17 protein-coding genes and 4 pseudogenes are annotated in these 26,579 nt (G+C 61.3%); 13 read left to right on the forward strand and 8 right to left on the reverse strand.

Going from position 1 to position 26,579, the window contains the following annotated elements; genetic code table 11:
• Positions 1-128: 128 nt before the first annotated feature.
• Positions 129-826, reverse strand: a pseudogene (locus G5S42_RS14440) (lipid II flippase Amj family protein); the annotation flags it as partial.
• Positions 827-1,151: 325 nt separating this feature from the next.
• Here G5S42_RS14440 and G5S42_RS45180 point away from each other — a divergent pair.
• On the forward strand, positions 1,152-1,280 hold the full coding sequence (locus G5S42_RS45180; RefSeq protein ID WP_281375003.1) for a hypothetical protein: 129 nt from the start codon (positions 1,152-1,154) through the stop codon (positions 1,278-1,280).
• Between the two features lie 485 nt (positions 1,281-1,765).
• On the opposite strand, the pseudogene G5S42_RS43815 reads toward G5S42_RS45180, so the two are convergent.
• Positions 1,766-2,382: pseudogene (locus tag G5S42_RS43815) on the reverse strand (tyrosine-type recombinase/integrase); the annotation flags it as partial.
• Between the two features lie 560 nt (positions 2,383-2,942).
• On the opposite strand from G5S42_RS43815, the gene G5S42_RS14455 reads away from it, so the two are divergent.
• A complete protein-coding gene (locus tag G5S42_RS14455) occupies positions 2,943-4,604 on the forward strand; it encodes a hypothetical protein (protein WP_312883567.1) in 1,662 nt (553 codons plus the stop codon).
• Between the two features lie 115 nt (positions 4,605-4,719).
• On the opposite strand, the gene G5S42_RS14460 is transcribed toward G5S42_RS14455, so the two are convergent.
• The 3 genes from G5S42_RS14460 to G5S42_RS14470 all read right to left on the reverse strand — a co-directional run bounded on the left by G5S42_RS14460 (position 4,720) and on the right by G5S42_RS14470 (position 11,745).
• Positions 4,720-6,990, reverse strand: coding sequence for a two-partner secretion domain-containing protein (locus G5S42_RS14460; protein WP_176107339.1), 2,271 nt, complete (start codon positions 6,988-6,990; stop codon positions 4,720-4,722).
• A gap of 276 nt (positions 6,991-7,266) precedes the next feature.
• Positions 7,267-9,660: a two-partner secretion domain-containing protein gene (locus G5S42_RS14465; RefSeq protein WP_176107340.1), complete on the reverse strand. Its 2,394-nt coding sequence runs from the start codon at positions 9,658-9,660 to the stop codon at positions 7,267-7,269.
• 1,107 nt (positions 9,661-10,767) lie between these two features.
• Positions 10,768-11,745 (reverse strand): zinc-binding alcohol dehydrogenase family protein, encoded by a 978-nt coding sequence (locus G5S42_RS14470; protein WP_176107341.1) that lies wholly within the window; start codon positions 11,743-11,745, stop codon positions 10,768-10,770.
• Positions 11,746-11,958: 213 nt separating this feature from the next.
• Between G5S42_RS14470 and G5S42_RS14475 the strand changes: the two genes are divergently transcribed.
• Positions 11,959-12,894 (forward strand): LysR family transcriptional regulator, encoded by a 936-nt coding sequence (locus tag G5S42_RS14475; protein ID WP_176107342.1) that lies wholly within the window; start codon positions 11,959-11,961, stop codon positions 12,892-12,894.
• A gap of 57 nt (positions 12,895-12,951) precedes the next feature.
• Here the strand turns inward: G5S42_RS14475 and G5S42_RS14480 are convergent, their stop codons facing one another.
• Positions 12,952-13,863: a LysR family transcriptional regulator gene (locus tag G5S42_RS14480; protein ID WP_176107343.1), complete on the reverse strand. Its 912-nt coding sequence runs from the start codon at positions 13,861-13,863 to the stop codon at positions 12,952-12,954.
• Positions 13,864-14,288: 425 nt separating this feature from the next.
• Between G5S42_RS14480 and G5S42_RS14485 the strand changes: the two genes are divergently transcribed.
• The 6 genes and pseudogenes from G5S42_RS14485 to dmeF form a co-directional block, all read left to right on the forward strand.
• Positions 14,289-14,612, forward strand: coding sequence for an aldehyde dehydrogenase family protein (locus G5S42_RS14485; RefSeq protein WP_176107344.1), 324 nt, complete (start codon positions 14,289-14,291; stop codon positions 14,610-14,612).
• Positions 14,609-15,247 carry an NADPH-dependent F420 reductase gene (locus G5S42_RS14490; RefSeq protein WP_217709895.1) on the forward strand — a complete coding sequence of 213 codons (639 nt, stop codon included), beginning with the start codon at positions 14,609-14,611 and terminating at the stop codon, positions 15,245-15,247. The genes G5S42_RS14485 and G5S42_RS14490 overlap by 4 nt, the downstream gene beginning before the upstream one ends.
• A 44-nt stretch (positions 15,248-15,291) precedes the next feature.
• Positions 15,292-16,551, forward strand: a complete 1,260-nt coding sequence (locus G5S42_RS14495) for a hypothetical protein (protein WP_176107346.1) — start codon at positions 15,292-15,294, stop codon at positions 16,549-16,551.
• 25 nt (positions 16,552-16,576) lie between these two features.
• Positions 16,577-17,896: a hypothetical protein gene (locus G5S42_RS14500; RefSeq protein ID WP_176107347.1), complete on the forward strand. Its 1,320-nt coding sequence runs from the start codon at positions 16,577-16,579 to the stop codon at positions 17,894-17,896.
• Positions 17,897-17,936: 40 nt separating this feature from the next.
• A complete protein-coding gene (locus tag G5S42_RS14505; RefSeq protein ID WP_176107348.1) occupies positions 17,937-19,064 on the forward strand; it encodes a hypothetical protein in 1,128 nt (375 codons plus the stop codon).
• A pseudogene (gene dmeF, locus G5S42_RS14510) lies at positions 19,046-20,194 on the forward strand (CDF family Co(II)/Ni(II) efflux transporter DmeF); the annotation flags it as partial. The gene G5S42_RS14505 and the pseudogene dmeF, both read left to right, overlap by 19 nt.
• Here the strand turns inward: dmeF and G5S42_RS14515 are convergent.
• Positions 20,191-21,002 (reverse strand): IS5 family transposase gene (locus tag G5S42_RS14515; RefSeq protein ID WP_176105867.1). Its coding sequence is split into 2 segments (ribosomal slippage): positions 20,191-20,654 and positions 20,654-21,002, totalling 813 coding nucleotides; the frame shifts between segments, so codons are not numbered across the junction. The pseudogene dmeF and the gene G5S42_RS14515 overlap by 4 nt on opposite strands.
• Positions 21,003-21,149: 147 nt before the next feature.
• On the opposite strand from G5S42_RS14515, the pseudogene G5S42_RS14520 reads away from it, so the two are divergent.
• Positions 21,150-21,354, forward strand: a pseudogene (locus G5S42_RS14520) (DUF1289 domain-containing protein).
• Between the two features lie 241 nt (positions 21,355-21,595).
• On the opposite strand, the gene G5S42_RS14525 reads toward G5S42_RS14520, so the two are convergent.
• Positions 21,596-22,813, reverse strand: a complete 1,218-nt coding sequence (locus G5S42_RS14525) for a hypothetical protein (protein WP_176107350.1) — start codon at positions 22,811-22,813, stop codon at positions 21,596-21,598.
• 847 nt (positions 22,814-23,660) lie between these two features.
• Between G5S42_RS14525 and G5S42_RS14530 the strand changes: the two genes are divergently transcribed.
• From G5S42_RS14530 to G5S42_RS14540, 3 genes are all read left to right on the forward strand, one after another.
• Complete coding sequence (locus G5S42_RS14530; RefSeq protein WP_176107351.1) at positions 23,661-24,110, forward strand: mucin-associated surface protein; 450 nt, start codon at positions 23,661-23,663, stop codon at positions 24,108-24,110.
• A gap of 650 nt (positions 24,111-24,760) precedes the next feature.
• On the forward strand, positions 24,761-25,390 hold the full coding sequence (locus tag G5S42_RS14535) for a helix-turn-helix transcriptional regulator (protein WP_176107352.1): 630 nt from the start codon (positions 24,761-24,763) through the stop codon (positions 25,388-25,390).
• Complete coding sequence (locus G5S42_RS14540; RefSeq protein ID WP_176107353.1) at positions 25,380-26,351, forward strand: ornithine cyclodeaminase family protein; 972 nt, start codon at positions 25,380-25,382, stop codon at positions 26,349-26,351. Before G5S42_RS14535 ends, G5S42_RS14540 begins: the two co-directional genes overlap by 11 nt.
• The last annotated feature ends 228 nt before the right edge of the window (positions 26,352-26,579 follow it).

Here is a 26,579-nt window from a genome sequence, read left to right on the forward strand (position 1 = left end):
TGCCTGCCGTGGGGCTGGTCGCATTACTCCCACAATGTGACGGACGAGCTACGCACAGAATTCGGCCAATATAACTGGTCGGCGTCGCTTCACTGACGTTCACAACGGGTATGGGGCAACGAGGACATTCGCAAATGCGAATGCTCGGAGATCCGGCCTTCTATCACGTCGTTCGTCATGACAGAAACCTGCGGGTCGATTGCCACCGCCAGAACCACAGTCGCAAATCCATTAATGACCGACGACAGATTGGCGCACGTCACGCGCAAATCTGGTTTCAGGTATCCCGCGTAGAGTGACGCGAAAACGCCGACCGTCCAGATGGCCATCGCGAAGACGTTGAGAGCTATCACCCTTCCAGAGACACCCGCACCGCTCGTCAGCTGAGAGGTGTTTTGGCGTGACGGGATGCGTGCACCGTCACGCATATAGTTGATGCCGCCGCGACTGAAAATGTGGAGCAAAAGGCGCGGCAATGAACGATTGGCTTGGAAGTGCTCGACTGCGCGACTGAAATAGTGCTGGAACGTTGGGATCAGCAACGCGCCGACTATACTTGCCGCAGTGGCTGTAACCAGAAAGAGCCGAAAATCACTGAGCAGCCCACCCTCCAGATGCTGAGCGATATCAAGCTCTACGCGCTTGGCTATGAACGGCCCTTGAAACGAGTTCGCCGTTCTGGAGACAAGGGCGATGATCCCGAACAGAGAGAACGACACGGCGATACGCCGCGTGCGAACACCTGCGATCCGTACCGCTAGGCCAGCGTCGCGATGACGTGGAGTACGAATGTAAGTCCGCAAATGATGAAAAGCTGGGAGTCCATGCTATCGCGACGAGGTTGCGCAAGAATTGCAGTCTACCGGAGCCCGTCCCCGTTCCGATTGTCACCAAACTGACGGCCGATGCCCTCCGATTCCTTGCCGGGTTAAGGCAGTGCCCTCCGCAATTTGCTCGCCGGAGACCGGCCATTGAGCGAGGGCGAACGAGACCTCGGCAGCCAAACTGCACGACGACATCGACCGGCGGCTAATGGGCCGGCCGCTGCCCCACGCGGTCGGCTCTAGTTCGACCCCGAAGGAATCTTCGCATTTCTCCAAAGCAGATTCACTTCACGCTAACGTGTCAAGCACGTGTTCCTGGAGAACCGAATGAACAAGGCACTTATGCTTCTATTGGTCTTGAGCGTCCTGCTGGTGATGCTTGGGCTTTATCAATTCCACTGGCAAGGCGTGAATTTCTGCAACGGCAAAGGCGGCAGATTCGTTTGCATCCGTTAGCCAATAATGTGGGATCTATTCCGTCTAACTGATATCGTGCTTTGAGCTTTCGCGTGTGCTCTCAATCAGCCTTCGCGTCCCAGAAGTAGACTTTTGTAATGAGATCGTGCGATAAGTACGGTCGTTTGTCCAAACACGAATCCGCCAACGCCTGCCCCGATCATTCCCCCCACGACCTTTTGAGCGGCAAATGCACCGAGTGCCAAACCCAATCCGGTGCATATGATGCATGCGAGCAAGCCGGCCCATGTCTGCCAATGGCGCCATGTGCAGCGATAGGCCCGTCGCCAATTTTTGCGTCGATCGCTCGCCGGTAAATTCGCGAGTTCTGGAATGCTTCTGAGCGTCCAAAAAATGGTCATCGCCAATTCCTTCCCGGTTGATTTACGGCATGAAATTGTCGACGATCTGGAGCCTGTTGTCGACCGACCGCTCGTGGGCCGGACAGCGCCCGAGTGCCGTCCGGCCGCCTGTCGTTCAAACCTTGTCTGTTCCGCCATCTCGAGAGCGTCGTCGACCTTAATGCCAAGGTATCGAACGGTACTCTCGAGCTTTGGGCACCGAGCAGCAACTGTATCGCGCGCAGGTTCTTTGTGCGCCGGTAAATCAGGGACGCTTTCGTTCGACGCATTGAATGCGTTCCGTAAGCTGTGTCGTCGAGCCCGATCGACCCTATCCAGCGATGGACAAGGCGGGCGTACTGGCGCGTCGAAAGATGGGCTGAGCCGTGAATGCGGCTTGGGAAGCGATAGTCGCTCGACGACAGTCCCGCCTCTCGAATTCACGCAGCGGCGCTCTCCCGGGTCTGTTTAGTGATTTCAAACTGGACCGGCCGCTGGGTCTTCTGCTGCATTACAGTCGCCCTTGGTGCCACACGCGAGCCAAGACAGATATCCCTCACTCGCAATTTCGTTAGATCGCACGCTCTCAGCTTGCTGTCGATCGCGAGGTTGAACAGCGCGAGCTCGCGCGCTCTTCCAGCAAGCTGCAGGCGGATACGGATTCCCCAAATCTCCCTCAGCTTCAGTGGCAGCTTCTGCCCCGTCAGCTTGTCCTTATTCCACGGTACACGGCCGACGCCGGGGTTGATGGTGGCTTCCATGACGATTCTCCTTTCGAAGGACGGGAGGATCAGTTTGCACCCGGCGCCGCCGGGCAATACCCGACCTTTCTCGGTCAGACAACTTTCCCGAAAACGGTCAGTCGATAAGATCCAGATCCCGCGAACTGCGGTGCGAGAAAGCGGCCGGTGGCGACCTGACCCAATCGGCCATCAAGGGTCATCCGACCGAACCGTACCAGTGACATTGACGCGTCCGTTCCTCATCCGTAACCGGCCGTTCGATCCGTGACGATGCAAGCCTATTCATCGGCCAATGCCGGGGACCGTGCCTTGCGGCCAATCCAACTTTGAACGACTGCGCGGTAGGCTGATGGCTAAGCGGCTGCAACTGGTCTGTGCGTTGGATCCGTTAGTGAAAATGTGCAGCCGCCCAGGGTTTCCGAGCTTGTGGGCACGTAACGCCTTGACTAGAAAAAAAGTGCTCACCACTCACTCCAGTCGGAATCGTCCACGGCGCCCGGAGCCCTCGCCCACGACAATGTCATTGCGATGGGCATCGCCGTCGGGCCGCCTGGCACCACCGCTTTCGACGATCTCGCGTGAAGTTTGCCATTCATCCTGCGGGGGAGGTCATCATGTATCACAAGCGGCTAATAACCGCATGCCTGCTCGCGGTCCTCGCATCCGCTCCCGCGCTCGCCCAGCACGAAGAACACCCCGCTGCGCCGCAGACTGGCGGCAAGTTCGGCACCGTGAAGTTCCCCACTTCGTGCAGCCTTGCGGCACAAAGCCAGTTTGAGAAGGCATTGGCGATGCTCCATTCCTTCTTTTACCCTTCGACAGTCAAGGCGTTCGAGGCCGTGACCCAGATCGATCCGCAATGTGCGATTGCATACTGGGGCATTGCAATTGCCCAGCGTCCTAATCCGCTGGTCCCGCCGTTTGACGAGACGGCACTCGAGCGCGGATGGGAAGCTGCGGAGAAGGGATTGGCGCTGGATCCGAAGACCGAACGGGAGCGCGATTGGCTGCTGGCTGCCGAAGCATTTTACAAAGACTATGACAAAGTCCCACAAAGCCAGCGCACGTTGGCATACGAGCATGCGATGGCGCGCCTGACGCAGAAGTATCCCGACGATACGGAAGCCGCGATTTTCTATGCGCTTGCGCTCAACGAGGCCGCGGACCCCAGCGACAAGACGTACGCCAACCAACTCGAGGCTGCAACGATCCTGGAGAAAATCTACCGTGACCAGCCCGACCACCCCGGTGTCGCGCACTACCTGATCCACAGCTACGACTACCCGCCGCTCGCGAAGCGCGGACTGCCGTTTGCCAACAAATACGCGCAGATCGCCCCGGCGGCGCCGCACGCCCTGCACATGCCCTCGCATATTTACTCGATGCTCGGCATGTGGGATGCATCCATCAAATCGAACGAAGCGGCGCTGAAGGTGATGCAGGAAGAAGCCGCCAGAAGCTGGCCGGGCGCCACCCATACAGGGGCGCCCCATTCCTGGGATTTCATGGAGTACGCCTATCTACAGCTGGGCCAGGACGCGCATGCAAAACAAGTGCGCGATGACGCCAATGCTGCCACGAAATTTCCATTTGACCGACTGGCAGTCTACACGGCGCTGGCTGCCATCCCGGCGCGCTATGCGCTCGAGCGCGGCGACTGGCAGGAGGCTGCCACGCTCGAGCCGCGTGGCAGCCGCTGGCCGCAAGCTGAGGCAATCACGTATTTTGCCCGTGCACTAGGCTGCGCTCGCAGCAGCAACGCGGACATGGCGCAGACCAATATCGACATGCTCATGCAGTTGCGCGCCAAGCTCGAAGAGGCCAAGCAGCCATACTGGGCCGATCAGGTCCAGATTCAAATCCTCGCCGCCTCGGCGTGGCTGGATCATGTTCAGGGCAAGGACGATCAGGCGCTCAAGCAGATGCACGCCGCCGCCGATCTGGAAGACGGCAGCGAAAAGCAGGTCGCGATGGAGAACCGGCTTTACCCGATGCGGGAGTTGCTGGGCGAAATGTTGCTCGATCTGAAGCGACCTGCCGATGCGCTGAAGGAGTATGAGGCATCGATGCAAGCAACCCCGAACCGCCTGCGTGGCCTGTATGGTGCGGCGAAAGCAGCAGACCTGGCGCACGATAAGAAGGCGCAACTCTACTACGCGAAGCTTGTCACGCTCACGCGAAACGCGGACACGGTCCGGCCGGAGGTACGACTGGCCAAGCTGTATCTCGACCAGCATTGACCGATGCACCTTGAAAGCTGTCGTTAAGGCGGTGTTGCATCGAGCGTCAGAAACGGGACCCACTCCGGTCTCGAGTCGTCTGCGCGATGGACAGTTCCACCAACATCGCGCCAGGCTAATGTTCCACTTGCCACCGCAACACTGGATGCGTGGCGCCAGTTGCCATGACCCACGCGCCGTTCGGCCCGAAGTCCCAGCCGACGAAGCTCGCCGGGTTGCTCATCTGGGCCGTGGTGAGCCCGTTGGATGCAGGTAGATCGCCGCCGCTCGACGGTTGTCCCGTGGTCTGGACGTCCCAGTAAACGTCGGCGCCAAGGCCACCGGAGCAGCCCGCGCAGATGCCGCCCATCGCCAACCCGTTGCCGCTGGAAACGCTGCCTGACGCAAACGACTGCGTGACTTTACCGAGGTTCTCGAAGACCAGTCCGGCACCACCGCCGTGCGTCAAAAAGCCGGTGACGGAGCCCGTCGCGTACGACTGGTCGATCGTCCCATAGTTCGTGCTAACGAGTCCGGCCGCTACGCCGCCTGTCCGAACTGTGGCACTGCTTCCCGAGCGCTCGATCAGCCCGTAGTTCGCCCCAATGAGCCCTGACAGCGGTGCGTCGAAGCAACCACAGCTGTTCGCGCCAGAGGTGAATGTATTGACGACCGTACCGTGGTTATTGATCGCGAGAAGGCCGATTCCATAGTAGAACCCTGTGTCGTTGGCGAGCGGGTGGCCGTCGACTTTCAGGTCGCGCACGACACCGACTTGGCCGATATCGCCGAAGATGGCGTCGAGGCTCGGAGAAAGATTCGAAACGGTATGCCACATGCCGTCGAATTGACCGGTGAACGACGTGCTAATCGCATACGGGGTAGTGCCCAGCGTGATGAACGCAGCGTTGTTCGCTTCGATATCTCTTCCGAGTGCGTAGTTGCCAGTCATGTCGTTGTCGACGGCCTGAAAGTCCGCTACCGAATTGACGAGTTGGTAACCCGTTATCTGCGTGACCAGGCCGCTGTAAGCCGGGGCGGTCCACGATGCATTGCCGACTAAAGTGCCGGGGCCGTAGGTGCCGTTCATGTCGTAGAACGCGCTGACGATGCCGGTACTCTTCGACCAGTCGATCGTGCCGCCGTTGTTCACGCTGCCGCCATTGTCGATACCGGAGGCGTCGGCGCGCATCGTCAGGTTGCCCGCACCGGCGTTCGCGATGGTCGTACCCGTCGTCACAGAGACGTCGTGGTACGCGGCGAGCGTGAGCGAGGCTGGACCAGACCAGCGCAGGCTCGAAGCGACGCCGAGGTCGCCCGTTGCGCCGTTACCAGCTGTCGTCCCGACATTCACCGAGGTGCCCGCGTTCAGGCTGCGTTGCAACGCATGCGCGGCGACATCATCGATCGTGAAAGCAGGCGTCGAGAGATTCCATTGGCCTGCATCGACCACCGTGTGCTTGCCGAACGTCAGTTGTACCGCCTGTGTATCGACGGTCCCGCCGCTGCCGTCCGAGTTGCTCGCGACGATCTTGCCGAGTTGGTCCACACTGCCGTTGTCGGCGACGAGCCAGGCGTGCCCGTCGCGGTTGGCCGTGCCGGTTGCGCGGATGCGCGCACCGCCGCCTGCGAGCGCATACACGTTGCCGTCGGCGGCCTGCAGGCTCACCTGTGCGGCTGTTATCCGCCCCTTGTTGACGACTGTGCCCTGACTGCCCGTTTGCACGAACACCTGCCGGCTGCTTGCCGAGTCCTGCAACAGAACCTGCCCGCCTGCGGCCAGTTCCGCCGTGCCATTGGGCGCTGCCACGGTGCCGGAATTGATGACTGCGTCTCGCGCAATCAGGAACACATCGCCGCCGCTCGAACTGATCCTGCCAAGGTTCAGCACGCTTGCATCGGAGTCGCCTGAGAGTGTGAGTGTGCTGCTGCCGCTCATGAATGCACTGTTGCAGACATCGAGGGTGGACGCGACGAAGCGGCCACCGGTGCTGATCACACCCGACGGACCCACGACGATGCCCTGCGGATTGATCAGATACAGGCTGCCCGTTGCACTGAGCATGCCAAGAATGGCAGAGGGTGAGCCACCCGTTACCCGGTTCAGGGTCGCGCCGGTGCCGTTGTCGAACGTCACGCGGTTGTGCCTGCCGATCGAGAAACTGCTCCAGTCAATCACGCCGCGCGTCGAACCCGGTTGCGTGATCATGAGACTGTTCCCCTGGCCGGCTATGGTGCCCGTGCCGGCGACGTAACGGCCGCCTCGCGGAAGACTGCCCGCCGCGAACGCGACGGCAGTCAGGGACAGCCCCGTCAGCGAAATGCCGACGGCAAGCCAGATGTGTCCGCGCGACTGCTGTCGACGCAGTGCGCGTCGCGCGGGCCGAGGTAGTCCTGGATGTGACATCACAGCCCCCTTTCCGCATGCGTGCGGAATGGCTGCCGACGACCCGCAGAGCCAGCCGGAAACGCGCGAGTCGCTGCGTCTGAAGAATAGGAGTCGGCGTCGCGAATGCAAGGGCAGGTATCAGGCGTGGACCGGCCATACAGCGCCTTTATCTATGAACTCGTCTTCGACCTTGACTGATCCGATAGGCAGTAGTGGCGCGGCTGCTAGTTAACCCACTACCGCCACAATGCAACAGGATGACTGCTCGCTGATGGTTGTGGATAGCAGTCGGTCTCATTGCGCCAGTTGCCACTGCAATATCGGATGCGTCGCTCCAACGGGCATCGCCCAGACACCGCCTGGGCCGAAGTTGTATGTCGGACCGAAGCTGGACGGCGTGCTCATCTGCATAGTAGTCAAGCCTTGAGCGTTACCCAGGTTCGCGCCTAGGATGGTGGCGCGGACGCCGACTGGCGCGCCTGTCGTTTGCGTATCCCAGTAAACATCGTTTGTGATGGTCCCCGGGGAAGACGCGATGTAATTTGCGTTGTAATCAGCGATGCCGCCCGGTCCTCCCACAGGTCCGGATGGCTGGTCAATCTTGCCGGTTGCGAACGACTGACTGATCGTGCCTGAAGTCCCGCCAACTAACCCACCCCCGCACGCATTGACCGTGTCACATTGCGGCTGCACATGAACTGTTCCAGTCGCATAAGACTCTGTGATAACGCCAAAATTGTAGCCGACCAGACCGCCCGCTCCCTGAAGATGGGTCGAGGTGACATCGCCCGATGCGAACGATTGCCGGATTACGCCGAAGCTGTTGGTTCCGACCAGGCCTCCCGTCAACGAATCAGATGAAACGTCGGCGGTGCTTGACGAACGCGTGATCGTGCCGTCGAAGTTCAAGCCCACAAGTCCCCCAGTTGAAATACGACCGATTGAAGTAACACTGCCGCTTGAGTGCACGGATGCGATCGTACCGTCGTTCCTGTCTGCGAGAAAGCCCGCCCAGGCGGCAGACTCGGGCAAGTTGGCACTGCCCTCAATGTTGAGGTTCCGAACGACGCCCGAAGACCCGATGTCCCCGAAAAGCGATTCAGATAACCAAAGATTCGAAATCGTGTGTCCCATGCCATCAAACTGGCCCGAGAACGAAGCCACGGTCCGACTGAATTCACCGGGCGGGGGCGTGGCGTCGATGTCTCTGCCGAGCGCGTAGTTGCCCGAGGGGTTGAGGTTAACTGCGCCCAGATCGAAGACGGTATTCACCAGCGCATAGGCGGTAACTTGCGTCACGAGACCACTGTCTGGAGCGGCAGACCATGTGCTGTTTGACAGAATGTTTCCCGGTAAGTATCCACCAGCTATGTCATGCAGCGCACTCACGATGCCCGTGCTGCGCGACCAGTCGATCGTCCCATTGTTGTTAGCGCTGCCACCGTTGTCGATGCCGGCTGCGTCGCCGCGCAACGTCAGGTTGCCCGCACCGGAGTTCGCGATGGTCGTGCCCGTCGCCACCGACACGTCGTGATACGCGGCGAGCGTGAGAGAAGCCGGACCGCTCCAGTTCAAACTCGAAGCGACGCCCAGATCGCCTGTTGCGCCGTTCGCGCCTGTCGTCGTGACATCGATCGACGTGCCCGCGTTCAGGCTGCGCTGCAAGGTGCGCGCGGCGGCGTCATCGATCGTGAAAGTAGGCGTCAACAGGTTCCATTGGCCCGCGTGAACGGCTGCATGCTTGCCGAAGGCCAGTTGTGCCGCTTGCGTGTCGACCGTTCCGCCGCTGCCATCCGCGTTGCTCGCGGCGATCTTACCGTACTGCTCGACACGGCCGCCATCGGCGACGAGCCACACGTGGCCGTCGCGATCTGCCGTGCCCGTCGCGCGGATGCGCGTGCCGCCGCCCGCGAGCGCGTAGACGTTGCCGTCTGCTGCCTGCAGGCTGACCTGCGCGGCGTTTATGTTCCCTCTGTTGATCACGGTGCCCTGACTGCCCGTCTGCACGAACAACTGTTTGCTGCTGCCCGCGTCCTGTAATAGCACCTGTTCGCCTGCAGCCAGTTCGGCCGTGCCGTTGGGTGCGGAGATATTGCCGGCGTTGATGACGGCGCCCCGCGCGATCAGGAACACATCGCCGCCGCTCGAACTGATCTTTCCGAGGTTGATGACGCTTGCGTTCGCGCTGCCCGACAGCGTGAGGGAACCACCGCCCTGCATGAACGCGCAATTACCGACATCAAGTGTCGACGCGACGAAACGGTCACCCGTGCTGACCACCCCCGATGTTCCCACGACGATGCCTTGCGGATTGATCACATAGAGACTGCCCGTTGCACTGAGCCTGCCGAAGATGGCGGACGGCGAACCGCCCGTCACGCGGTTCAGCGTCGCGCCCGAGCCGTTGTCGAACGTCACGCTGTTGTTCCTGCCGATCGAAAAGCTGTTCCAATCGATCACGCCGCGCGTCGAACCTGGTTGGGTGATCACGAGGCCGTTGCCCTGGCTCGCTATCGTGCCGGCGCCGGCCACGTAAGTGCCGCCTTGTGGAAGGGTGCCCGCCGCGAGCGTCGCATGTGCAAAGGACAGCCCGGTAATTGAAATACCGATGACGAGCCAGACGCGTGCGATTGACTGCCGACGATGCAGTGCGCGTCGCGCGGGCCGAGGTAGTTTTTGACGTGACATACACCCCCCTTCCGCGTGGGGCGCGGAATGGCTGCCGGCGACCAGCAGAGCCGACCGGAAACGCGTCAGTCGCAGCGTCTGAAGAATAGCCGCTGACGTTGCAAATGTATGCCGATATCTCTGCGTTTTGCGCCTTCTTCGGCTTTTATTCTGTGCGCTTGTGGCGCCTGGCGCGTAGCGGCATCTCCGGATCTTTTACGAAATCAACGCGAGACTGCAGTCGCCTGTGATACATGCTGTGGGCAGCCTATGGCCACGGACGATACCGGCATTCGTGTCCCAAAGGCCAAGGACCATATGCAATGCGGTGCCGACGTCTGAACGTCCGTCTAAGGGGAGGGGCGAATGTCGCTTGATGGCCTGTCCAAGGGTGTATGAGGGCTGACAGCGAGCCATGCGACGACGGGGCCCCTATGAGTGAAGCTGCGGCGAAGACAGCGATTGCCGCCAGCAAGTACGTCAGCTAACCAGTGCAAACTGGCCGCTCAAATGACCGGGTGACGGTCATGGCGAATGACGCTTCCTGGCCGCGTCAAGGCAGTGCCCTCCGCAGTTTGCTCGCCAGAAACCGGCCATTGAGCGAGGCCGGACGAGATCTCGGCCAGTCTAACTGGACGACGACCTCGACCGGCCGCTTCTGGCCGCGCGGAGCCCTTCATCGCGTAGGGCGGCTGGCCTCGCGCGCGCACTGGCGCGCAAAGGGCGTAGGTCGCGAAGGCGAACCTTAGCCGAGCGCGACGATCGAATTGGCAGCGCACCGCTGCAGAAGGCAAGTTCGGCCCCAGCGTCGCTGGCTCTCAGGGTTCATTTCGGACATTCCGCTTTGCGGTCGTCGTGACGACTCCGGCTAGCCGGGTTGCGGCCAGCTTGACGTTCATCTAGCCGCCAAAAAAATAGCGGCGTTTCGTGTCGACACGCCGCAAAAGGAAATTAGGGAATTTTGCGGCGCGTTGCACTCTGGGCTAGGTCGGCCGCGTCGCCATTAGTGAAGGTGCTTCGAAGGCCACCGCGGGCGCGGTTTCCTTCTGGCCAGCTATTGTCGGCATGCATCGCGAAACGTGAGATGGGGGCTTCCATCGGTCGGTGCAATCGCCTCGAGGCCGCCTTTCATGGCAGCACGACGATCTTCCCTCCAGCCTTGTTCTCTTCCATGCACCGGTGTGCTTCCACGATTTCGTCGAGCCGAAAAACCTTCCCAACAGGGACGCGAAGTGTTCCGGCCTTCACCTGCGCCAGTAGTTCGTCATACGGCGTCGCCATGAATTCATTGACTCCGCCGTCGTAAATGGTGAGTTTCACCGTGCTCGGTATCACTTCCATCGGACTGAAGGTATCGAACGACCACTGGTTGCCAACAATGCCAGTCATGCACACCACGCCGCCTTGTTTTGCACAGCGCAACGAGTCCTTCAGCGTCGTGGTTCCGATGAGTTCCAGCACTTTATCCACGCCGCCGGGCGACACTTCGCCGATCTCCTGCGCGATTGCGCCCGAGTCTATTACGACACGGTCGGCGCCGTTCGCACGCAGCGCGTCGCCTTTCTGCGGATTGCGGGTCGTCGAAATCACAAACGCACCGTGCGCTTTGGCGATTGCCGCGGCGGCAAGTCCAACCGATGTCGTTCCGCCCCGAATCAGCAGCCGGTCCCGCTCTTGCAGCGCGAGGGCCTTGAACAGCGAGCCCCACGCGGTCTGAAGCATTTCCGGCATTGCGCCGAGCGTTTCCCAAGCCAAGCCAGTGACCAGTTTTTGCACCTGCCGGGCAGGTACGCAGGTGTACTCCGCATAGCTGCCGTCGAACTCACGCCCCAAGCCTCCCATCGCGGTGGCAACCGTATCGCCCTTGGCGAACTCCATTCCCGGTGCGTCTTCCACGATGCCGACCGCCTCGATTCCCAGCACGCGCGGAAACTTCACGCTCTGGGAAAATCCCTGGCGCGTAAACATTTCGGACCGGTTGAGTCCGAACGCCTTCACGCGGATCAGCACCTCGCCGCGCTGCGGCGTCGGTATGGGACGTTGTTCGAGCCTGAGCACCTCAGGACCACCCGGCTCGTGGATCACTGCTGCTTTCATGGTCGTCATCGACGCCTCCTTTGCGGCTCGCGAGTGTCTATTCGAAACCATAGACGAGCCGCGATTTTCCGGTAGACGGAAAAGCAGAAAAACGTTTTCCAGTTCCGGGAAGGTCGGCGTGCCATGACATGTCACGTGCGCGCTCGTACTCCGGGGTTGGCGCCCGTTCTTGCGACGCCGCTGACGATTGGCGCACAATGGTTTTCCAATGATGGAAAAGCGATGGCGAACCTCAGCTCGCTGGTGATATTCGCAAAGGTGGTCGAATCGGGCAGCCTTTCCGGGGCGGCACGCCGGCTTGGCATGCCGGTCTCTACGGTCAGCCGGCACATCGCAGAGTTCGAGAAGGCACTCGGCGTTCGGCTCCTGGAGCGCTCCACGCGCAATCTCACCCTCACCGACCTCGGCAAGGAGGTGTATGAGCAAGCCGTGCGAGGCGTCGAGCTGAGTGAGGCCATCGACAGAGTCGCTTCCAGCCATCTCTCGGACGTGTCAGGGCTCTTGCGCCTTTCGGCGCCGCCGAGCGTTTCGGACACCTTGCTGACGCCGCTCGTCCTGGAATTCCAGAAGCGCTATCCGAACGTGCGTTTTCAGATTCTCGTTACCGAGCGCTACGTCGAACATATCGCGGACGGCGTCGACCTTGTGTTCCGGGTTGGTGCATTGCGCGATTCGTCGCTGGTCGCGCGGCGCCTTCTGGCCTATCGGCATCGCATCGTGGCAACGCCCGCCTGCCTTAAGCGCTGCGGGGCGATCCGAAAACCGCAGGATCTGCTCGAGCATCGCCTCCTTGCGTTTTCGCACTGGAAGGCGGATTGCAGCTGGTGCTTCGTGCACGAGAATGGAAGGGAAAAGCAGACGCTCACGTTCCAGCCGTTATTCGCGATGAACGATTTTGCCGGCCTCGCTTCCATGTTGCTGGCGGGTGCCGGCATCGGTGAACTGCCCCCTGTGGTCCGGCCCGATCTTGTCCGCGAGGGCAAGCTGGTGGAGGTGATGCCGCAGTGGCGCCTCCCGACATACGACCTCTCTCTCGTGTACTTGGGCAACCGGCACATTTCGAAACCGTGCAGGCTCTTCAAGGAATTCGCGATTGAAATGGCACCCGTGTTGTTTCCGGATTTTCCGGAGCAAAGCGCGGAACATTCGAACTCCTGACGGACGGACTTCGAATGGTTGAAACGGGGTTCGGTGGTATCGCCTGTTTTCGCCTTTTCAGGATGGTAAGGTGCCAAAGAGCCCAGGCACCATCTTCGACGCGAAGTCCCTGAAGATGCGGACCTGCCGGGGCAGATAGCGGTCGCGCAGGTTGGCGATGGTCAGGTCGAACACCGGCAGATGCCAGTCCGGCAAGATCTCGACGAGCTGCCCGCTGCGCACGAGGTCTGGCTGGACGATGGGCGGCAGTTCCCCAATGCCGCAGCCCTCGAGCAGCGCCACAATGAGCCCGGTGTAATCGTTCATGGCAATTGCCGGCTGGAAGGAAACCGTTTCGGTATCCCGGCCGTTGACATGAACGAAGCTCCAGCAATAGTCCGGCTTCCAGAAAGAGAACGCGAAAAGCCTGTGCGCGGGAAGGTCCCGCGGCGATTCCGGAGGCGGCCATCTGGCGAGGTACTTTGGACTTGCAACGAGCTGATGCCGGTAGGTCAGAAGCGTGCGCGCTGCGAGCGTGGCGTCGGTGAAGGTTCCGACCTTGAACGCGATATCGACGTCCTCGGCTATCTGGTCGACGATGCGTTCGGTAATGAATGCCTTGACCTCCACGTTCGGGTAAGACTGATGAAAGGCTCCGACGACAGGTACGATCAGCGAATCGGAGAGGTTTGGCGGCGCACAGAGCCGTACGGCGCCGGACACCTCGGGCAGGCGGTTCGAAATGACATTGTCGACGGCTTCGCTGACCTCGGTGGCCTGTCTCGCGAGCTCGAATACTTCGGTGCCGAAGTCCGTGAGCCTCAGGTGATGCGTGGATCGATCGAGCAAACGAACACCCAGCTGATTTTCGAGTTCGGCAATACGGCGGCTCACTGAGGAAATGGGCATCTTCAGCCGCCTCGCGCCCTCCGAGAAACTGCTCGCCTCGACAACCTTCGCAAAAATCAGCAGCGTATTCAGATCTTTCATTACCGTTACGCTCCGTCCGCCCCGCACCTTGCTGGCGATCCGCGGCCTCAATCGTCTGATGCAGATTACCGCCGCAACCGGGCGGCAGCAAGGCAGCCGTCCGCCCGTGGCGACGTAAAGGATCCAGTCGCCTACAGCACGACTCGCTCGCCGTTCGGATTGCCTTGAAAAGTCCAAGGGCTTCTCGAGTATCGAGGCCAGCACTTCGGTTGGCGCGAGCATGGGCTTCTTCCTCCCCATCAGGGGCACACGTTCGAGCATACAAAAGCGGCCTCTCGCGTGAGCTTTCCAGAAATGGAAATCCGATTTCCGCGATGTCCGTTAGCGGTCAGCCGAACGGTTGGCTACCATCCAGAACACATTGCGTGTCACGAGTGTTTGAGCAGTAGCTCTTAACGAAACGGGAAACCGGACGGGGGTGTGATATGGCTATTATTTTGCGAGGTCGGCCTGGCTTCACCGCGCAGACGAACACGCGAATGTGCGAGGTGTTCTGCGAAGTCGCTAGTCTGCCTGCGGGCGTCGTCAACGATGGGCCGCTCGCGCGGGGCGCCTTCTATCGTCCGGCACTTCTGGAGATCAACGACCATTCCCCGGCGATCGCACAGACGGAAGTGTTCGGGCCGATCCTCGTCGTGCACGCTTTCGACAGCGAAGACGAATGCAAAGCGTCACTGATTACATCATCCGCCGCGATGCACCGTTGCAGTTACGCAGGCGGGAAACAGAAAGGAGCGCAACTGTCATGAGCACGGCAATCATCGGCCTTGGAAACGTAGGTTCCCGGCTAGCGAAGAATCTGGTAACTGGTGGCGAGACGATCATCGTCGCGGCAAGGACGCCGGATGAGGCCGAGGAGGTGGCCCGGGACCTCGGCAGCCATGCCGAAGCGTCGACGGTCAAGGATGCAATTGCCAAGGCGGACGTCATTGTGCTGGCGATCCAGTTCGACGCAATCAGGCAATTTCTCGTCACCCATCGTGAGGCGCTGGCGGGGAAGATCATCGTGGACCCGTCAAACCCGATCGCCCCGGACGGTAAGGGCGGATACAGGAAGATCATTCCTGACGAGCAATCTTCTGGCGTGTTGATTTCCGGGCTGCTCCCGGATCGGGCGCGTCTCGTCAAGGCGTTCGGCACGCTGGGCGCCGAATCGCTGGAAGCCGGAGCAAACCGGTCGCCGGAGCGTGCCGTGCTGTTCTATGCAGCGGACGATGCACAAGCCGGCGAGGTCGTGGCAAGACTCATTACCGTCAGCGGTTTTTCTCCCGTGCGCGTGGGCGGCATCGACCAGTCGATCCGGATCGAGGTTGGCGGCGATCTGCACGAGTATGGAAAGCTTGGCAAGCTGGTCAGCGCCAAAGAGGCCGTGTCGCTCGTCTAAGCGGCCTGCGCGCCGTGCATCAGATCATGGAGGAACGACTCACCATGAACACCGAAACGCGCACCGTCTCCACGCGCGCCGAATTGCAGACGGCAGTCGACGACGACCAGGTTCTGCATATCGTCGTTTCAGCGCAGATCGATGGGGCGGCAGCCCTTCGCCTGCGGCCCGGCCTGGCTCTGACCGGCATCGACGCACATGCCGCCCTGCGCTTCGCGCCAGGCAGCGACGGGCTCCAGCTGTCGGCAGACAATCGGGTCGAAGGCTTGCGGGTTGCCACGGACCCCGATCGGCGCGCCATTTTCAACGACACGCGTGTCGACGGATTCGGTCGGCTCGTGCTGCGCCATTTGAGTGTTGCGGGCGTCGTGCAACTGCTGGCCCGCGACAGCGTGGCTGGCGGCCATGTCGAAGCACACGATATCGACATTTGGGCCGCGGACGCCCGTGGCTATGAAGAGCGCCCCAAGGGATACGGCGTCGAAGTCGTTCCTGGCGTTTTCACGCTCTGGAATCAGAGCGAAGACCGCGGCGTGGTCATCACGGCGGACCTCACCGGGCTATCGGCGGGCCGTGCCGGTGCGCCGGTCCGCGGCAGCGGCATCTTCGTTGGTGGCGCCGGAGAGACGGGCGGGCGTGTCGTGGCGAATCGCCTGGAGACAGGCGCCGTCCACAGCGATGGCGGCATCGCGCCCGGGACGCCGGATCGCATCACCGGCGGCGTGTTCGTCGTGTCGGGCGCATTCGTTGCCAGTGTGCGCAATCACGGCCCGGTGACGACCTACGGTTCGAATGACATGGTGCTCGACAACTGGGGAACCGTCGATCGCTGGATCGTCGACGGGAAGGTCACGTCCCACGGGCCGAGCGGCATCGGCTTCGTCAATTTCGGCTCCCTCGAGCGGCTCGAAGTCAACGCGTTGATCGAGACGTTCGGCCAGGGATCGCGCGGCTTCAATGTCTACACGGGCACCGTGCGGTCGGCGCAATTCGAGCGCGTCGTCACGCATGCCGATGGCGCAGTGGGCATTCAGATCAGCCAGCCTGTCGGCGAAATCACCGTCCGCCGGGGCATCGAGACGTGGGGCGGTACGGGCGACTCACTGGTCAAAGGCGTCGTTGTCCGGCTTGCAGCGACGGCGCTCAGCATCAAGCCCGGAGGATCGGCGCGCAAGATCGCAATCGCCGGCGGCCTGATCACGCATGGCGAAGGCGTCAATCCGCTGGAACTGCATGGCGCGATCGATGCACTTGAGGTCAGCGGTGGATTGACGGCGGCCGGTGGCGGATTCGCCACCATCTAGCATCGAACGACAACCAGGGAACGCAATGGACCACACGACAGAATCCGGTATGGCGGAAGAGGCTCGTGCGCGGCGCGAATTTCTGCGTGCGGGCTCAACCTCGGCACTCATGCTTGCCTTGTCCCGCCCGGCGCTGGCCGGGGGCGAAAAGGCCAGGGCCGACGTGGAGAGGGGCGGCTTGCCGCGGCCGGGCGGTCCGCTTCGGTCTGCGGGAGCCCTCGAGTTCGGGCCCGACAATGTCCTCTTCGTCGGCGATATCACGGGTGCGGCCGTCCATGCGTTCGCATTGAAGGATTCGGACGTGACCTCTCAGGCCGACGTGGAGATGGGAAATTTTCACAACTTCGAAGGCCGCGATCTGGTTTTGGGCGTGGATCAGAAGCTCGCTGCGCTCTTCGGCACGACGGTCGGAAATATTGTCATCAACGATATGGCGATCCATCAGCCGTCGCGACAGATCTTCATGTCGGTCGAGCGCGGCAGCGGACCAGGTGCCATGGCTGCGATTGTGAAGGTCAATCACGGCAAGCTCGAGTTGCTCGAACTGGACGGTATTTCGCACTCGAAAATGGCAATTCCAAACGAGCCGGACCAGAGGGCGATGCTGGAGTTCGAGCCCCAGCAGGTCTATGCGATTACGGACGTCAAGTACTACAACGGCGAAGTTTTCGTCACAGGGATCTCGAATCAGCGCTTTGCATCGACGCTCTATCGCATCCCGTACCCGTTCAGTTCCCGCCTGTCGACGAGCACCGTAGAAATCTGGCACCCGACGCACGGGGAGTTCGAAACGCGCGCCCCGATCGTGCGGCAACTGATCCGGGAGATGGATGGAAAACCATACCTGTTTGCCGTGTATGGTTGCACGCCGCTCGTTCGCTTCCAACTGGAAGAGTTGAAGGATGGCGCCCATGTGCGGGGGGACACGATCGGCGAGCTGGGCTATGGGTCGAATCCGCTGGATATGCTGACTTATACGGATCCGACAGACCATAAGGATTACTTGCTGGTCACCATCGATGTACGCAGCGCGTCGCGTATCGAGGCTGCGGAGTTGACGACCGCGAAACCCGAGCCGACCGGTGGCCCAATCGATTTCGGGCCGGGTGGCCTCGGGCGTACGCAGCGCGATCTGCCGATCCGGGCGGAACATATCGCGATTCTCGATCCACGATGGGCAGTCGTGATCTGGCGGCATCCGAAGACGTCCTGGCGGCTGGACATCGGCACGCTGATGGTTCCGTACTTCTTCGACCGCAGATTGGGAATGGCGGAAATGAACTGGCCGAATGGTCCCGATCCGTTCCACTACCGCGAACATCGCAACGAGATCGACCACGCGTAGCGGTGGGCAGATCACGCGACGAGACTGGGTAAGGATGCCAATGACACTTCAGCCAACACTGCGGGTCGAGCACGAGACACAGCGGAGCGGGGCGGCTTGCGTCGGCGTGTACAACCTCGATGCGGATCTCGTTGAGTTTCTCGTCGAACGCCAGGGAACGGCCCGCCGGCTGCAATCCGTGCTGCGTGTGAACGTCATCGATGCTGCCACGCGCGGCGGCGACGAACTTCCCGATGTGGCCGGCCGCTATCAGCTTCTGGAGGCCGGGGTGCGATTCGTTCCGCGTTTTCCGTTCGAACCGGGCGTTCGCTATCGGGCAAGCTTCGATCCGCGGCCGCTCGGCCGGGTCGGGTATGCGGACGTGCTGACGCTCGAATTCTCGCTACCGAACCCGATCGGGGTCGACCCGGCTTCGGTGACGGGTGTCTTTCCATCCGCCGATGTGCTGCCGGAAAACCTGCTTCGCTTCTACGTTTGCTTTTCCAGCCCGATGCGGCGTGGCGGTGCCGAGGCGCAGATCCGTCTCACCGGCCCCGATGGACGGCCTGCGCACGACGTGCTCTATCGGCCTGCGCTGGAGCTTTGGGACAGGAACATGCGATGCCTGACGGTTCTGCTGGATCCGGGCAGGCTGAAACGCTGGGTAGGTCCCAATCGGGAACTGGGTCCGCCGCTGAGGTTGGGGCAACGCTACGCATTGGCCATCGGCTCGGCAATGGTCGACTCGTCCGGTCGTCCGCTACGGCAGAATTTCTACAAGCCTTTCGTTGTCGCACAGGCGGTCCGGGAGCCCGTCGCGCTCGCGGATTGGACGCTTCTACCTCCTGCCGCGCAGAGTTATCAACCCCTGGAGATGGTGTTTCCCAGGCCGCTGGATTGGGCGTTGCTGCGGCGCGCGATTATGGTCGTGGGCGACGACGGACTTCCGGTAGCAGGGCGCGTGGCGATCGAAAAGGGCGAAAGACGCTGGACCTTTACGCCGGATTCGCCCTGGACGGCGACGCGGCCAGCCATTCGGGTCGCGCCGTACCTTGAAGACGTCTGCGGCAACAACCTGTTCGAGGCGTTTGACGGGCCGCTCCGAGCGCACCGCGAATTGACCGTGGAACGCACCAACCACAGGATTCGCTTTGAACTCACACGAGCAGCGCACTGTGCAGTGCGATGATGGTGGCTGAAATTGTTGGCGGAAGCGTGTTCGGCTCGCTGGCGCTCGTCGCCGATGGCCTGCACATGTCGACACACGCCGGCGCAATGATGATCGCCGCTTTGGCATACACCTACGCGCGCAGACATGCGAGCGATAGCCGCTTCGTATTTGGCACCGGCAAGCTGGGCGACCTGGCGGGTTTTACCAGCGCTATCGTGCTTGCCATGATCGCGCTGCTGATTGGATATGAAGCCATTTCGCGCTTTCTCTCGCCCGTGCCCATCCACTTCGATCAAGCGATTCCCATCGCGGTGCTCGGCCTGCTGGTGAATCTCGCAAGCGTCTGGCTGCTCAGCGGAAACCACCACGGCCACGATCATGGATATGGGCACAGCCACGGTCACGGGCATGGACATGAAGACGCACACGGTCATGAGGAAGAGGCGCATCGCATCTTCGGTAACGCGGGCGTTTTCGCCGTGTCGGTCTTCGAAGATGGTGTGCCGCCCGTTTTCCGCATTACGCCTGAAATGGCTTCTTCGAGGCTGACCACCGAAGCGGTATCAATTACGACGATTCGGCCCGACGGTTCCCGGCAGACCTTCACGTTTGAAGACCGTGGGAGCTATCTGGAGTCGAAAGATGACATTCCCGAGCCACATGCATTCAGGGCCATTGTCAGCTTGCCCGATGGTGAACACTCGATCGAGTTCGAAGAGCACGATCACAGTCACGACGAAGCGCATGCAGCGGCGAATCGCGATCACAATATTCGCTCGGCCTACATTCATGTCATCGCAGACGCGGCAGTTTCCGTGCTCGCGATCATCGGCATCCTGCTGGCCCGTGCGTTCGGCTGGGCCTGGATGGACCCGCTCGCAGGCGTAATCGGCGCCCTGGTAATTGCGAACTGGTCGTGGGGCCTGATGCGCGATACGGGAGGCATTCTGCTCGACATGAATCTGGATAAGCGCATGGCCGAAAACGTTCGTCACGTCATTGAAGACAACGGTGACGCCGTGCTTGACCTGCATGTCTGGCGCGTCGGCCCCGGGCACATGAGCGCGGTGGTATCGGTCGTCACCAATGAAATACAACGCAGCCCGAGCTTCTATCACGCGGCGCTCAAACGCTTTAAGAGGCGTTAACAAAATGAGTTCTTCAGCTTTCGCCAGCAGATGATGCAGCAGGCAATTTTCATGAAGGCTTCATGGATGAATGCAAGACGTTCGAAGCGGATGCGCAGTCGTCGAAAGTTATGAAGCCACGAAATGGTGCGCTCGACCACCCAGCGTGTTTTGCCCAGTCCGCTGCCGTGGGGCTCGCCGCGTCGGGCGATTTCAGTCGCGATGCCGGCTGCGTGTAGCGGACGGCGGTATTTGTCGTGATCGTAGCCCCGATCGCCTTGAACAATGCGGGGCTTCGAAAGCGGCCGGCCACGCTTGCCAGCAATGGGTGGGATGGCGTCAACCAGTGGGTGAAGCTGGGTAACATCGTTACGGTTGGCGCCCGTGAGAATTACCGCGAGCGGGATGCCCTGCGCTTCGGTGATGAGGTGGTGCTTTGAACCGGGTCGCGCGCGGTCCGTGGGATTCGGTCCCGTTTTTGACCTGCGCCCACGGCGCGGATCGAGGAGGAATCGACGACGACACGCGACCAGTCAATCTGGTCAGCCGCGCGCAGCCTGGCGAGCAGGACTTCATGCAGTCGGTCCCAGACGCCAGCAGCCTGCCAGTCCCGCAGACGGCGCCAGCAACTCATGCCGCTGCCGCAGCCCATCTCGCGTGGCAGCAGGTCCCAGCGCAGGCCTGTCTGAAGGATGAATAGGATGCCAGTGAGCAGCGCACGATCATCGAGCGGCCTGCGCCCAGGATAACGGCTTCGCCTTGGTTTGGGAGGGGGCAGTAACGGTTCAATGAGTGCCCAAAGTTCGTCGTCGAGTATGGGTTTAGCCATGTCCTTTTCGTCGTCGAAACAATGAAAAGGTTAACAGGATTCATCGAGAGTAAACAGCCCCTTTGTTCATTTTGTTAAGGTTTCTAAGGGGCTGTCACACGTGACGGTAGAAGTGAATCCGACGCGTGCCGGCGCCTGAGACAAGCGATGGCAGTCAAATCACCGTGCGTCGAGGTATGCGCTTCCGACGGTAATACCGAGCTATGCATCGGTTGCTTTCTTTCGAACTCGAGAAGAAATTCGGGATTGGAAGAAGCTGACGGACTACCGGCGGCGGCAGATCCCGAATGAGAAATTCCGGCGACAGGCGAAGGTGATACGGGGCGCACCGACGGCCCAAGCGGAATGCTGAAGAGGTGGGTGTCTGGGCTTACACCACTTGAGTGTCCGTTCTGCAGCGCCTTGTGGTCCGTTCGCGGGGAACCGGTCAACGGCGGAGGTACGGCCGACCGCTTCAGGCAGTCGGCCATGAACGATCGGCCGTACTTTTCATGCTTGTACCATGAACCCCTTTACCCCGTAGCGTGTATTGCGCCTGCCGCGGCGCGAGTCGGTTCACAGCTGCACCGTGTCTGATGGCACCGCCGGATCCGTCACTGTTCCTCAAACGGCAATTTCCAGTCCGTGACTGCGTTCGTATTGTCATCGACCGCGGCAAAGTGCACGTGCTCGTTCATCACCCGACCAAACGCGATGCCGAACGCACCGTCTGGCGCCGGATCAATCGGCAGTTGCGCAACGAATTGCCCTTGCGGCGTGAACTCGACGAGTTCGCTCGGCTGTGCCGGATCGGGGTTGATCGCGTCGCCGTTTGAGGTGAAGAGATGGCCGTTCGGTCCTGACGCAAGACCGAGCGCTCCATGCAGGTGCTTGTTGTCCGCGTAGATCACCACGCCCTTGCCGCCGTCATGCTCTGAGGTGCCCGCGCCGAACACGGCGAAGATCGCATTGTCGACGATCGACGCGACGTAGAGCACATCGCGTAACGGATCGTACACGAGCCCGGCAGGCCCGATCTCCACTGCTGCCGGGTCGCCGCGGAACTGGTAGCCAGATGCGACCTGGATTGCCCTCACGAGATGCACGCCGCTGTCGTCGACCGTGACGTCGAGCCGCACAACGGTTCCGTTCAGCACGTTCGAGACGAACACTTTCGCGCGATCGCCCTGGTCGAACACCGTCATACCCCATGGTCCATCGATCTTCGCGGCGGTCGTCCACTGCGCGATCATGTTGCCGCTGCGGTTCACGATGATCAGCGAGCCGGGTTTTATCGTGTGGAACGTGCCGTCAGTAGTGGGGGTGTTACCGACCAGCACGAAGCCGCCGCGCAGCACATTGAGCGCCATGGTGAGGCCAAGCCCGGGGGGGCCCTGGAAGAACGTCGTGGCCTGCTTCGCGCCCGGCACGATCTTGACGATGGTAGTGCCGGTGCCCTGCACGTTCTGCGCATTGTTGAAGTTAGACACCAGCAGGTCGCCCGGCGCGATGGTGCCGTAGGTGGGAAAACCGGCCGGCACGAAGGCGACGCCATACGGATTGAGGTCACCATTGGCCGGCACGGTGGTCGATGTGACCGAGGGTGGCGGCAGCAATGGGACGGAATCTTCGGCGTACGCAAAGTTTGCTGCGCCGAGCGCGACGCCGATGCCGCACAGCGCGAGCAGCAGACGACGCCACGGGTAGCCGCGTGCGCTGCGCGCGGGACGGCCCGAACGGGCAGTACTTCGCGCGAGCATGGGCTGCGTTGCTTGCGCGGGATTGGCAGGCGCCGCAAGACGCGGAGCCAGGCGTGTGATGACAGTTTTCATGACTCGACTCTCCACGAAAGCTGCGTCAGCCTCCATCCACGCACGCGCGAACGCCCTGTGGGTGGTGCGCTGGCTGTCGCGAGCGATCCCGCCTGATGCGTTGCATTTGCGTCACGGCGAGCGCGCGAAGGCCCCTCACCGGCGGCGGGTGATGCATCAGGCGATACAGAGGCGGCGTTGTGGCAAGGTGCGCGGCAACACCGTTCTTGCCGGCACGACCGGTCCGGCAGTCACGGCGGCCCGGCCGCGAGACGGAGGGGACCGCACGTACGCACTAAACGGCTGCGCGCGGCAAATATTCCGGCGATAGCAGTCGAAATGCGCTTGCCGACTCCTCGGCTCAGCCGCCTTGCTCCTGACGACCTGGAAAGGACGAGGCAGCACCGCTTGACGCCGATGGCCCGCAGCGACGATTGGCAGCGGCGGGAACGAGTATTCGCATTGCATTCGCGGTGCGCGAGTCGGCCTTCGTTCGAGCGTCTCTGGTCGTCAAAGGCAAACTGCGACCAGGTGCTGGCAGACGAGCAGGAGCGTAGCCAGCGACGATGCGCCAAACTTCAGGTCGCATTGCCGGCATGACGCACGCCATTTCCAGGCAGAAGATTAAGCAGGCCGTTCGGCGGAACACTTAGGCTTTTATGCGCGTCACGCGATGTGTTCGCTTGCGAACACATCCAGATCGAATGCGTCCATGCTGTGATCCATTATCGGGCTAGCGATGTGAGACCATGTGCTCTCCCACGCTGGCCACGCTGCCTGCGATAAAAAAGTCGACCGTAGGCGACGCGCATTTCATTGGGAATCCTTTGGGGGTTTCTACCATTAACTCGACCATATGAGGATTTCGATGACACTGAACGTGGACGGCACGGCTGGCGTGCCGGATGAGATCGTTACGACGCCGACCGATGAGTCAATCCAGGAGCCCAATGCGTCAGGGGACGTTGCGGATCTGGCGGTAGCTGAGTCAGCCGACGTTGCAGATGAGGCGGTAGCTGAGTCAGCCGACGTTGCAGATGAGGCGGTAGCTGAGTCGGGCGACGTCGCAGATGCGGCGGTAGCTGAGTCGGGCGACGTTGCGGATCTGGTGGAAGCTCAGTCAGGCGACGTTGCAGAAGTTGCGCAAGCCGGGTCAAGCGACGGTGCAGCTGTGGCGGAAGTTGAGTCAGGCGACGCCGTTGATGCGCAGGTAGCTGAAAGTGCGGGGGCGGATGCCGGCGCACCCGCTGATGAGAACCCAGCGGCCGATCCAGTAGATCCGGCCGTCGACCAAGACGGCGAAGTCAACGAGGATTGACGATCGGCACTCCGGGCAATCCTTGTACCGCCCCGTTTCGCACCCGGCACCGGGGAGTTGGTAACCGGTGCCGGAGCCACAGCCGGGGACATGTCGCGCCACGGACGGCGGCACGATCGGTGCGGGAGGCATAAGACTGCAAGTGGCCATGAGGCGTCATTTGCTCGCACGGTCGCGCAGACGTTCAAACGTCGGATCGAGTCAGGAACCGGCCGTTGCTTTAGCAAGAGTCGGAAGGTTGCCTGTTGGAGCGATCGAACGAGCATGGGGTACAACATTACGCGCAAACGCCTATCGTCGCCGCGTTCGGTTAATTGCGGAAAAGTGTGAATGCGCGCCATCGGGGTTCCCTGTGTTCGAGCGCTTCGCGGCAAGGTGACGGACGGCACCGTGCACTGCACGGGCCGAAAGGGGTGCCACAGATCTGTGACGGGCCCGATCAGAACGCCTTCTGGCGGGGTGTTAGGTCAGAGGAATCCACTAGAGCGTGGATGAGCATGTTGTCGTGCATGCACCGATTTATCAGGCGTTGGAAGCTCCTCGCCAAACAAGGCTGGGGCTTTTCATCTAGACGGTTTGTTAGGGGTTTGACAAATCTTCTAGTAATAGCCAAACTGCCCAGCATGCCAAAGAAAACGACTGGACCCAACATGCCGAAGAAAACTCCCGAACAGCAGCTACTGCTGGGGCAGATCAAACAGGTCGCCGAAGGGCTGGCCCTAACCTTCGCCCCCTTCACCGAGGTCGTGGTGCATGACCTTCTGGATCCGGAGCATGCGGTGCTCGCGATCCACAATAATCTGTCGGGTCGCGAGGTCGGACAACCTGCGACCGAACTTGGTCTGGCGCGGATCATGGACCCTGCCTATGAGCAGATCATCGCCAACTATCCGAACCAGTTCTCGGATGGCCGACAGGTAAAAAGCACTTCCATCGGTATCAAGGACTCCAAGGGCGACTACATCGCCGCGCTGTGCATGAACGTCGACCTCACCCTGTTCCACGGGTTCCAGAACGCGCTGAGCAGGTTCACGGCGGTCGAGGGCAGCACGCCGGCCAGGGAATCGCTGGACCCTGCTAACGCGGACCGAATTCGCGCCCGTATCGACGAGTTCGCCGCACGCCTGGCATCGACACCACGCTCGCTCAGGCCGGAGGATCGTCGCTCGCTGCTGAAGGAACTCAAAGCGGGTGGCCTGCTTGAGGTCCGTCGCGCGATGGACACCATCGCCGCCCACCTGGGCGTGTCCCGCGCTACGGTATACAGCGATGCCAAGTGACGCCACGCTCCTCCTCGTCGACAAGCACGTCGTCGAGCAACTGCTCGTACCGGACGATGTCATCGCCGCGGTGCGTGAGGCTTTCGAACTCCACGGACGGCAGGCGGGCCGCGTGTTTCCGGTGGTTCGAGAGAAGCTGAACACAGGCGGTATCTTTGGCATCAAGTCCGGCGATGTCGGTAGCCAGGACCTGCTGGGGTTCAAGGCAGCCGGCTTCTGGCCGTCGAACCGGTCGATCGGTGGCGAAGCGCATCAGGCCACGGTACTGCTATTCGATCCGGCCACCGGCCGGCCCCAGTGCGTGATCGACGGCAATGCCATCACCACAGCACGTACTGCTGCGGCCGGCGCCCTTGGTCTCTCTTTGCTCGCCCGTCAGGACAGCGCCGTGGCCACGGTCTTCGGCACCGGTATCCAGGCCAAGGCTCAACTCGCGTTTGCACTCAGAACGCTGCCTTCGCTGACGCACGTAAATTACGTCTCGTTGGATCGGGAACCGCAGGCAGACTTCGAATCTTTGTTTGCGGACCAATGCATGTTGAGATGCGCCGTGAATGCGGATGAGGCGGTCGCCCAAAGCGACCTCATTATCACCGCGACGACCGGTAGCGGCCCACTTTTCGATGAAACAGCCCTCCAGGCTGGGACGCATTTGAACTGCGTCGGCGCGGACACCCGAGGCAAGCGCGAGCTCCCCGTGGGCGTCCTGGATCGAGCCCGGATCGTCGTCGATGACCTGGAGCAGGCCCGCGAGCTTGGAGAACTGCAATGGGCACCGCAGACGGCTTCCGTCGAGATGGGAGACCTGCTCACGGGCCATGCCCAATGGCGGCGCGACCCGACAGATATCAGCGTTTTCGACATGACCGGCCTGGCCTTGCAGGACTTGACCGTCGCTCGATTGATCCACCGCCGCGCCACTGACCTCGGCCTCGGAGTCACCGTGGCGTGGCCCTGGTGATCGCTGTCCTGGCCTGAACCCAGAATCCGGAGGATCCGCGATGATGACCCGCACCGTGCATGCTCCTCGCCTTCATCGCACGTCGCCGCGCGACCTCCCCGCACGTAGTCGATGGCGGCCTCAACCGATCAATTCCTGACGCTAAGGGCGCCTGGCGTTTGGCTCCCTAAGGGCCGCCTTTTCATCAACTAATGGCCTTCCCGCAACACCCCACAACGTCATGGCCAT

Source organism: Paraburkholderia youngii, from assembly GCF_013366925.1.
GTDB classification, from domain to species: domain Bacteria; phylum Pseudomonadota; class Gammaproteobacteria; order Burkholderiales; family Burkholderiaceae; genus Paraburkholderia; species Paraburkholderia youngii.

Coding starts and splice junctions, on each gene's coding strand:
- G5S42_RS45180 (WP_281375003.1), top strand. CDS start 1,152: ATGAACAAGGCACTTATGCTTCTATTGGTCTTGAGCGTCCTGCTGGTG.
- G5S42_RS14460 (WP_176107339.1), bottom strand. CDS start 6,990: ATGTCACATCCAGGACTACCTCGGCCCGCGCGACGCGCACTGCGTCGA.
- G5S42_RS14465 (WP_176107340.1), bottom strand. CDS start 9,660: ATGTCACGTCAAAAACTACCTCGGCCCGCGCGACGCGCACTGCATCGT.
- G5S42_RS14470 (WP_176107341.1), bottom strand. CDS start 11,745: ATGACGACCATGAAAGCAGCAGTGATCCACGAGCCGGGTGGTCCTGAG.
- G5S42_RS14475 (WP_176107342.1), top strand. CDS start 11,959: ATGGCGAACCTCAGCTCGCTGGTGATATTCGCAAAGGTGGTCGAATCG.
- G5S42_RS14480 (WP_176107343.1), bottom strand. CDS start 13,863: ATGAAAGATCTGAATACGCTGCTGATTTTTGCGAAGGTTGTCGAGGCG.
- G5S42_RS14485 (WP_176107344.1), top strand. CDS start 14,289: ATGGCTATTATTTTGCGAGGTCGGCCTGGCTTCACCGCGCAGACGAAC.
- G5S42_RS14490 (WP_217709895.1), top strand. CDS start 14,609: ATGAGCACGGCAATCATCGGCCTTGGAAACGTAGGTTCCCGGCTAGCG.
- G5S42_RS14495 (WP_176107346.1), top strand. CDS start 15,292: ATGAACACCGAAACGCGCACCGTCTCCACGCGCGCCGAATTGCAGACG.
- G5S42_RS14500 (WP_176107347.1), top strand. CDS start 16,577: ATGGACCACACGACAGAATCCGGTATGGCGGAAGAGGCTCGTGCGCGG.
- G5S42_RS14505 (WP_176107348.1), top strand. CDS start 17,937: ATGACACTTCAGCCAACACTGCGGGTCGAGCACGAGACACAGCGGAGC.
- G5S42_RS14525 (WP_176107350.1), bottom strand. CDS start 22,813: ATGAAAACTGTCATCACACGCCTGGCTCCGCGTCTTGCGGCGCCTGCC.
- G5S42_RS14530 (WP_176107351.1), top strand. CDS start 23,661: ATGACACTGAACGTGGACGGCACGGCTGGCGTGCCGGATGAGATCGTT.
- G5S42_RS14535 (WP_176107352.1), top strand. CDS start 24,761: ATGCCGAAGAAAACTCCCGAACAGCAGCTACTGCTGGGGCAGATCAAA.
- G5S42_RS14540 (WP_176107353.1), top strand. CDS start 25,380: ATGCCAAGTGACGCCACGCTCCTCCTCGTCGACAAGCACGTCGTCGAG.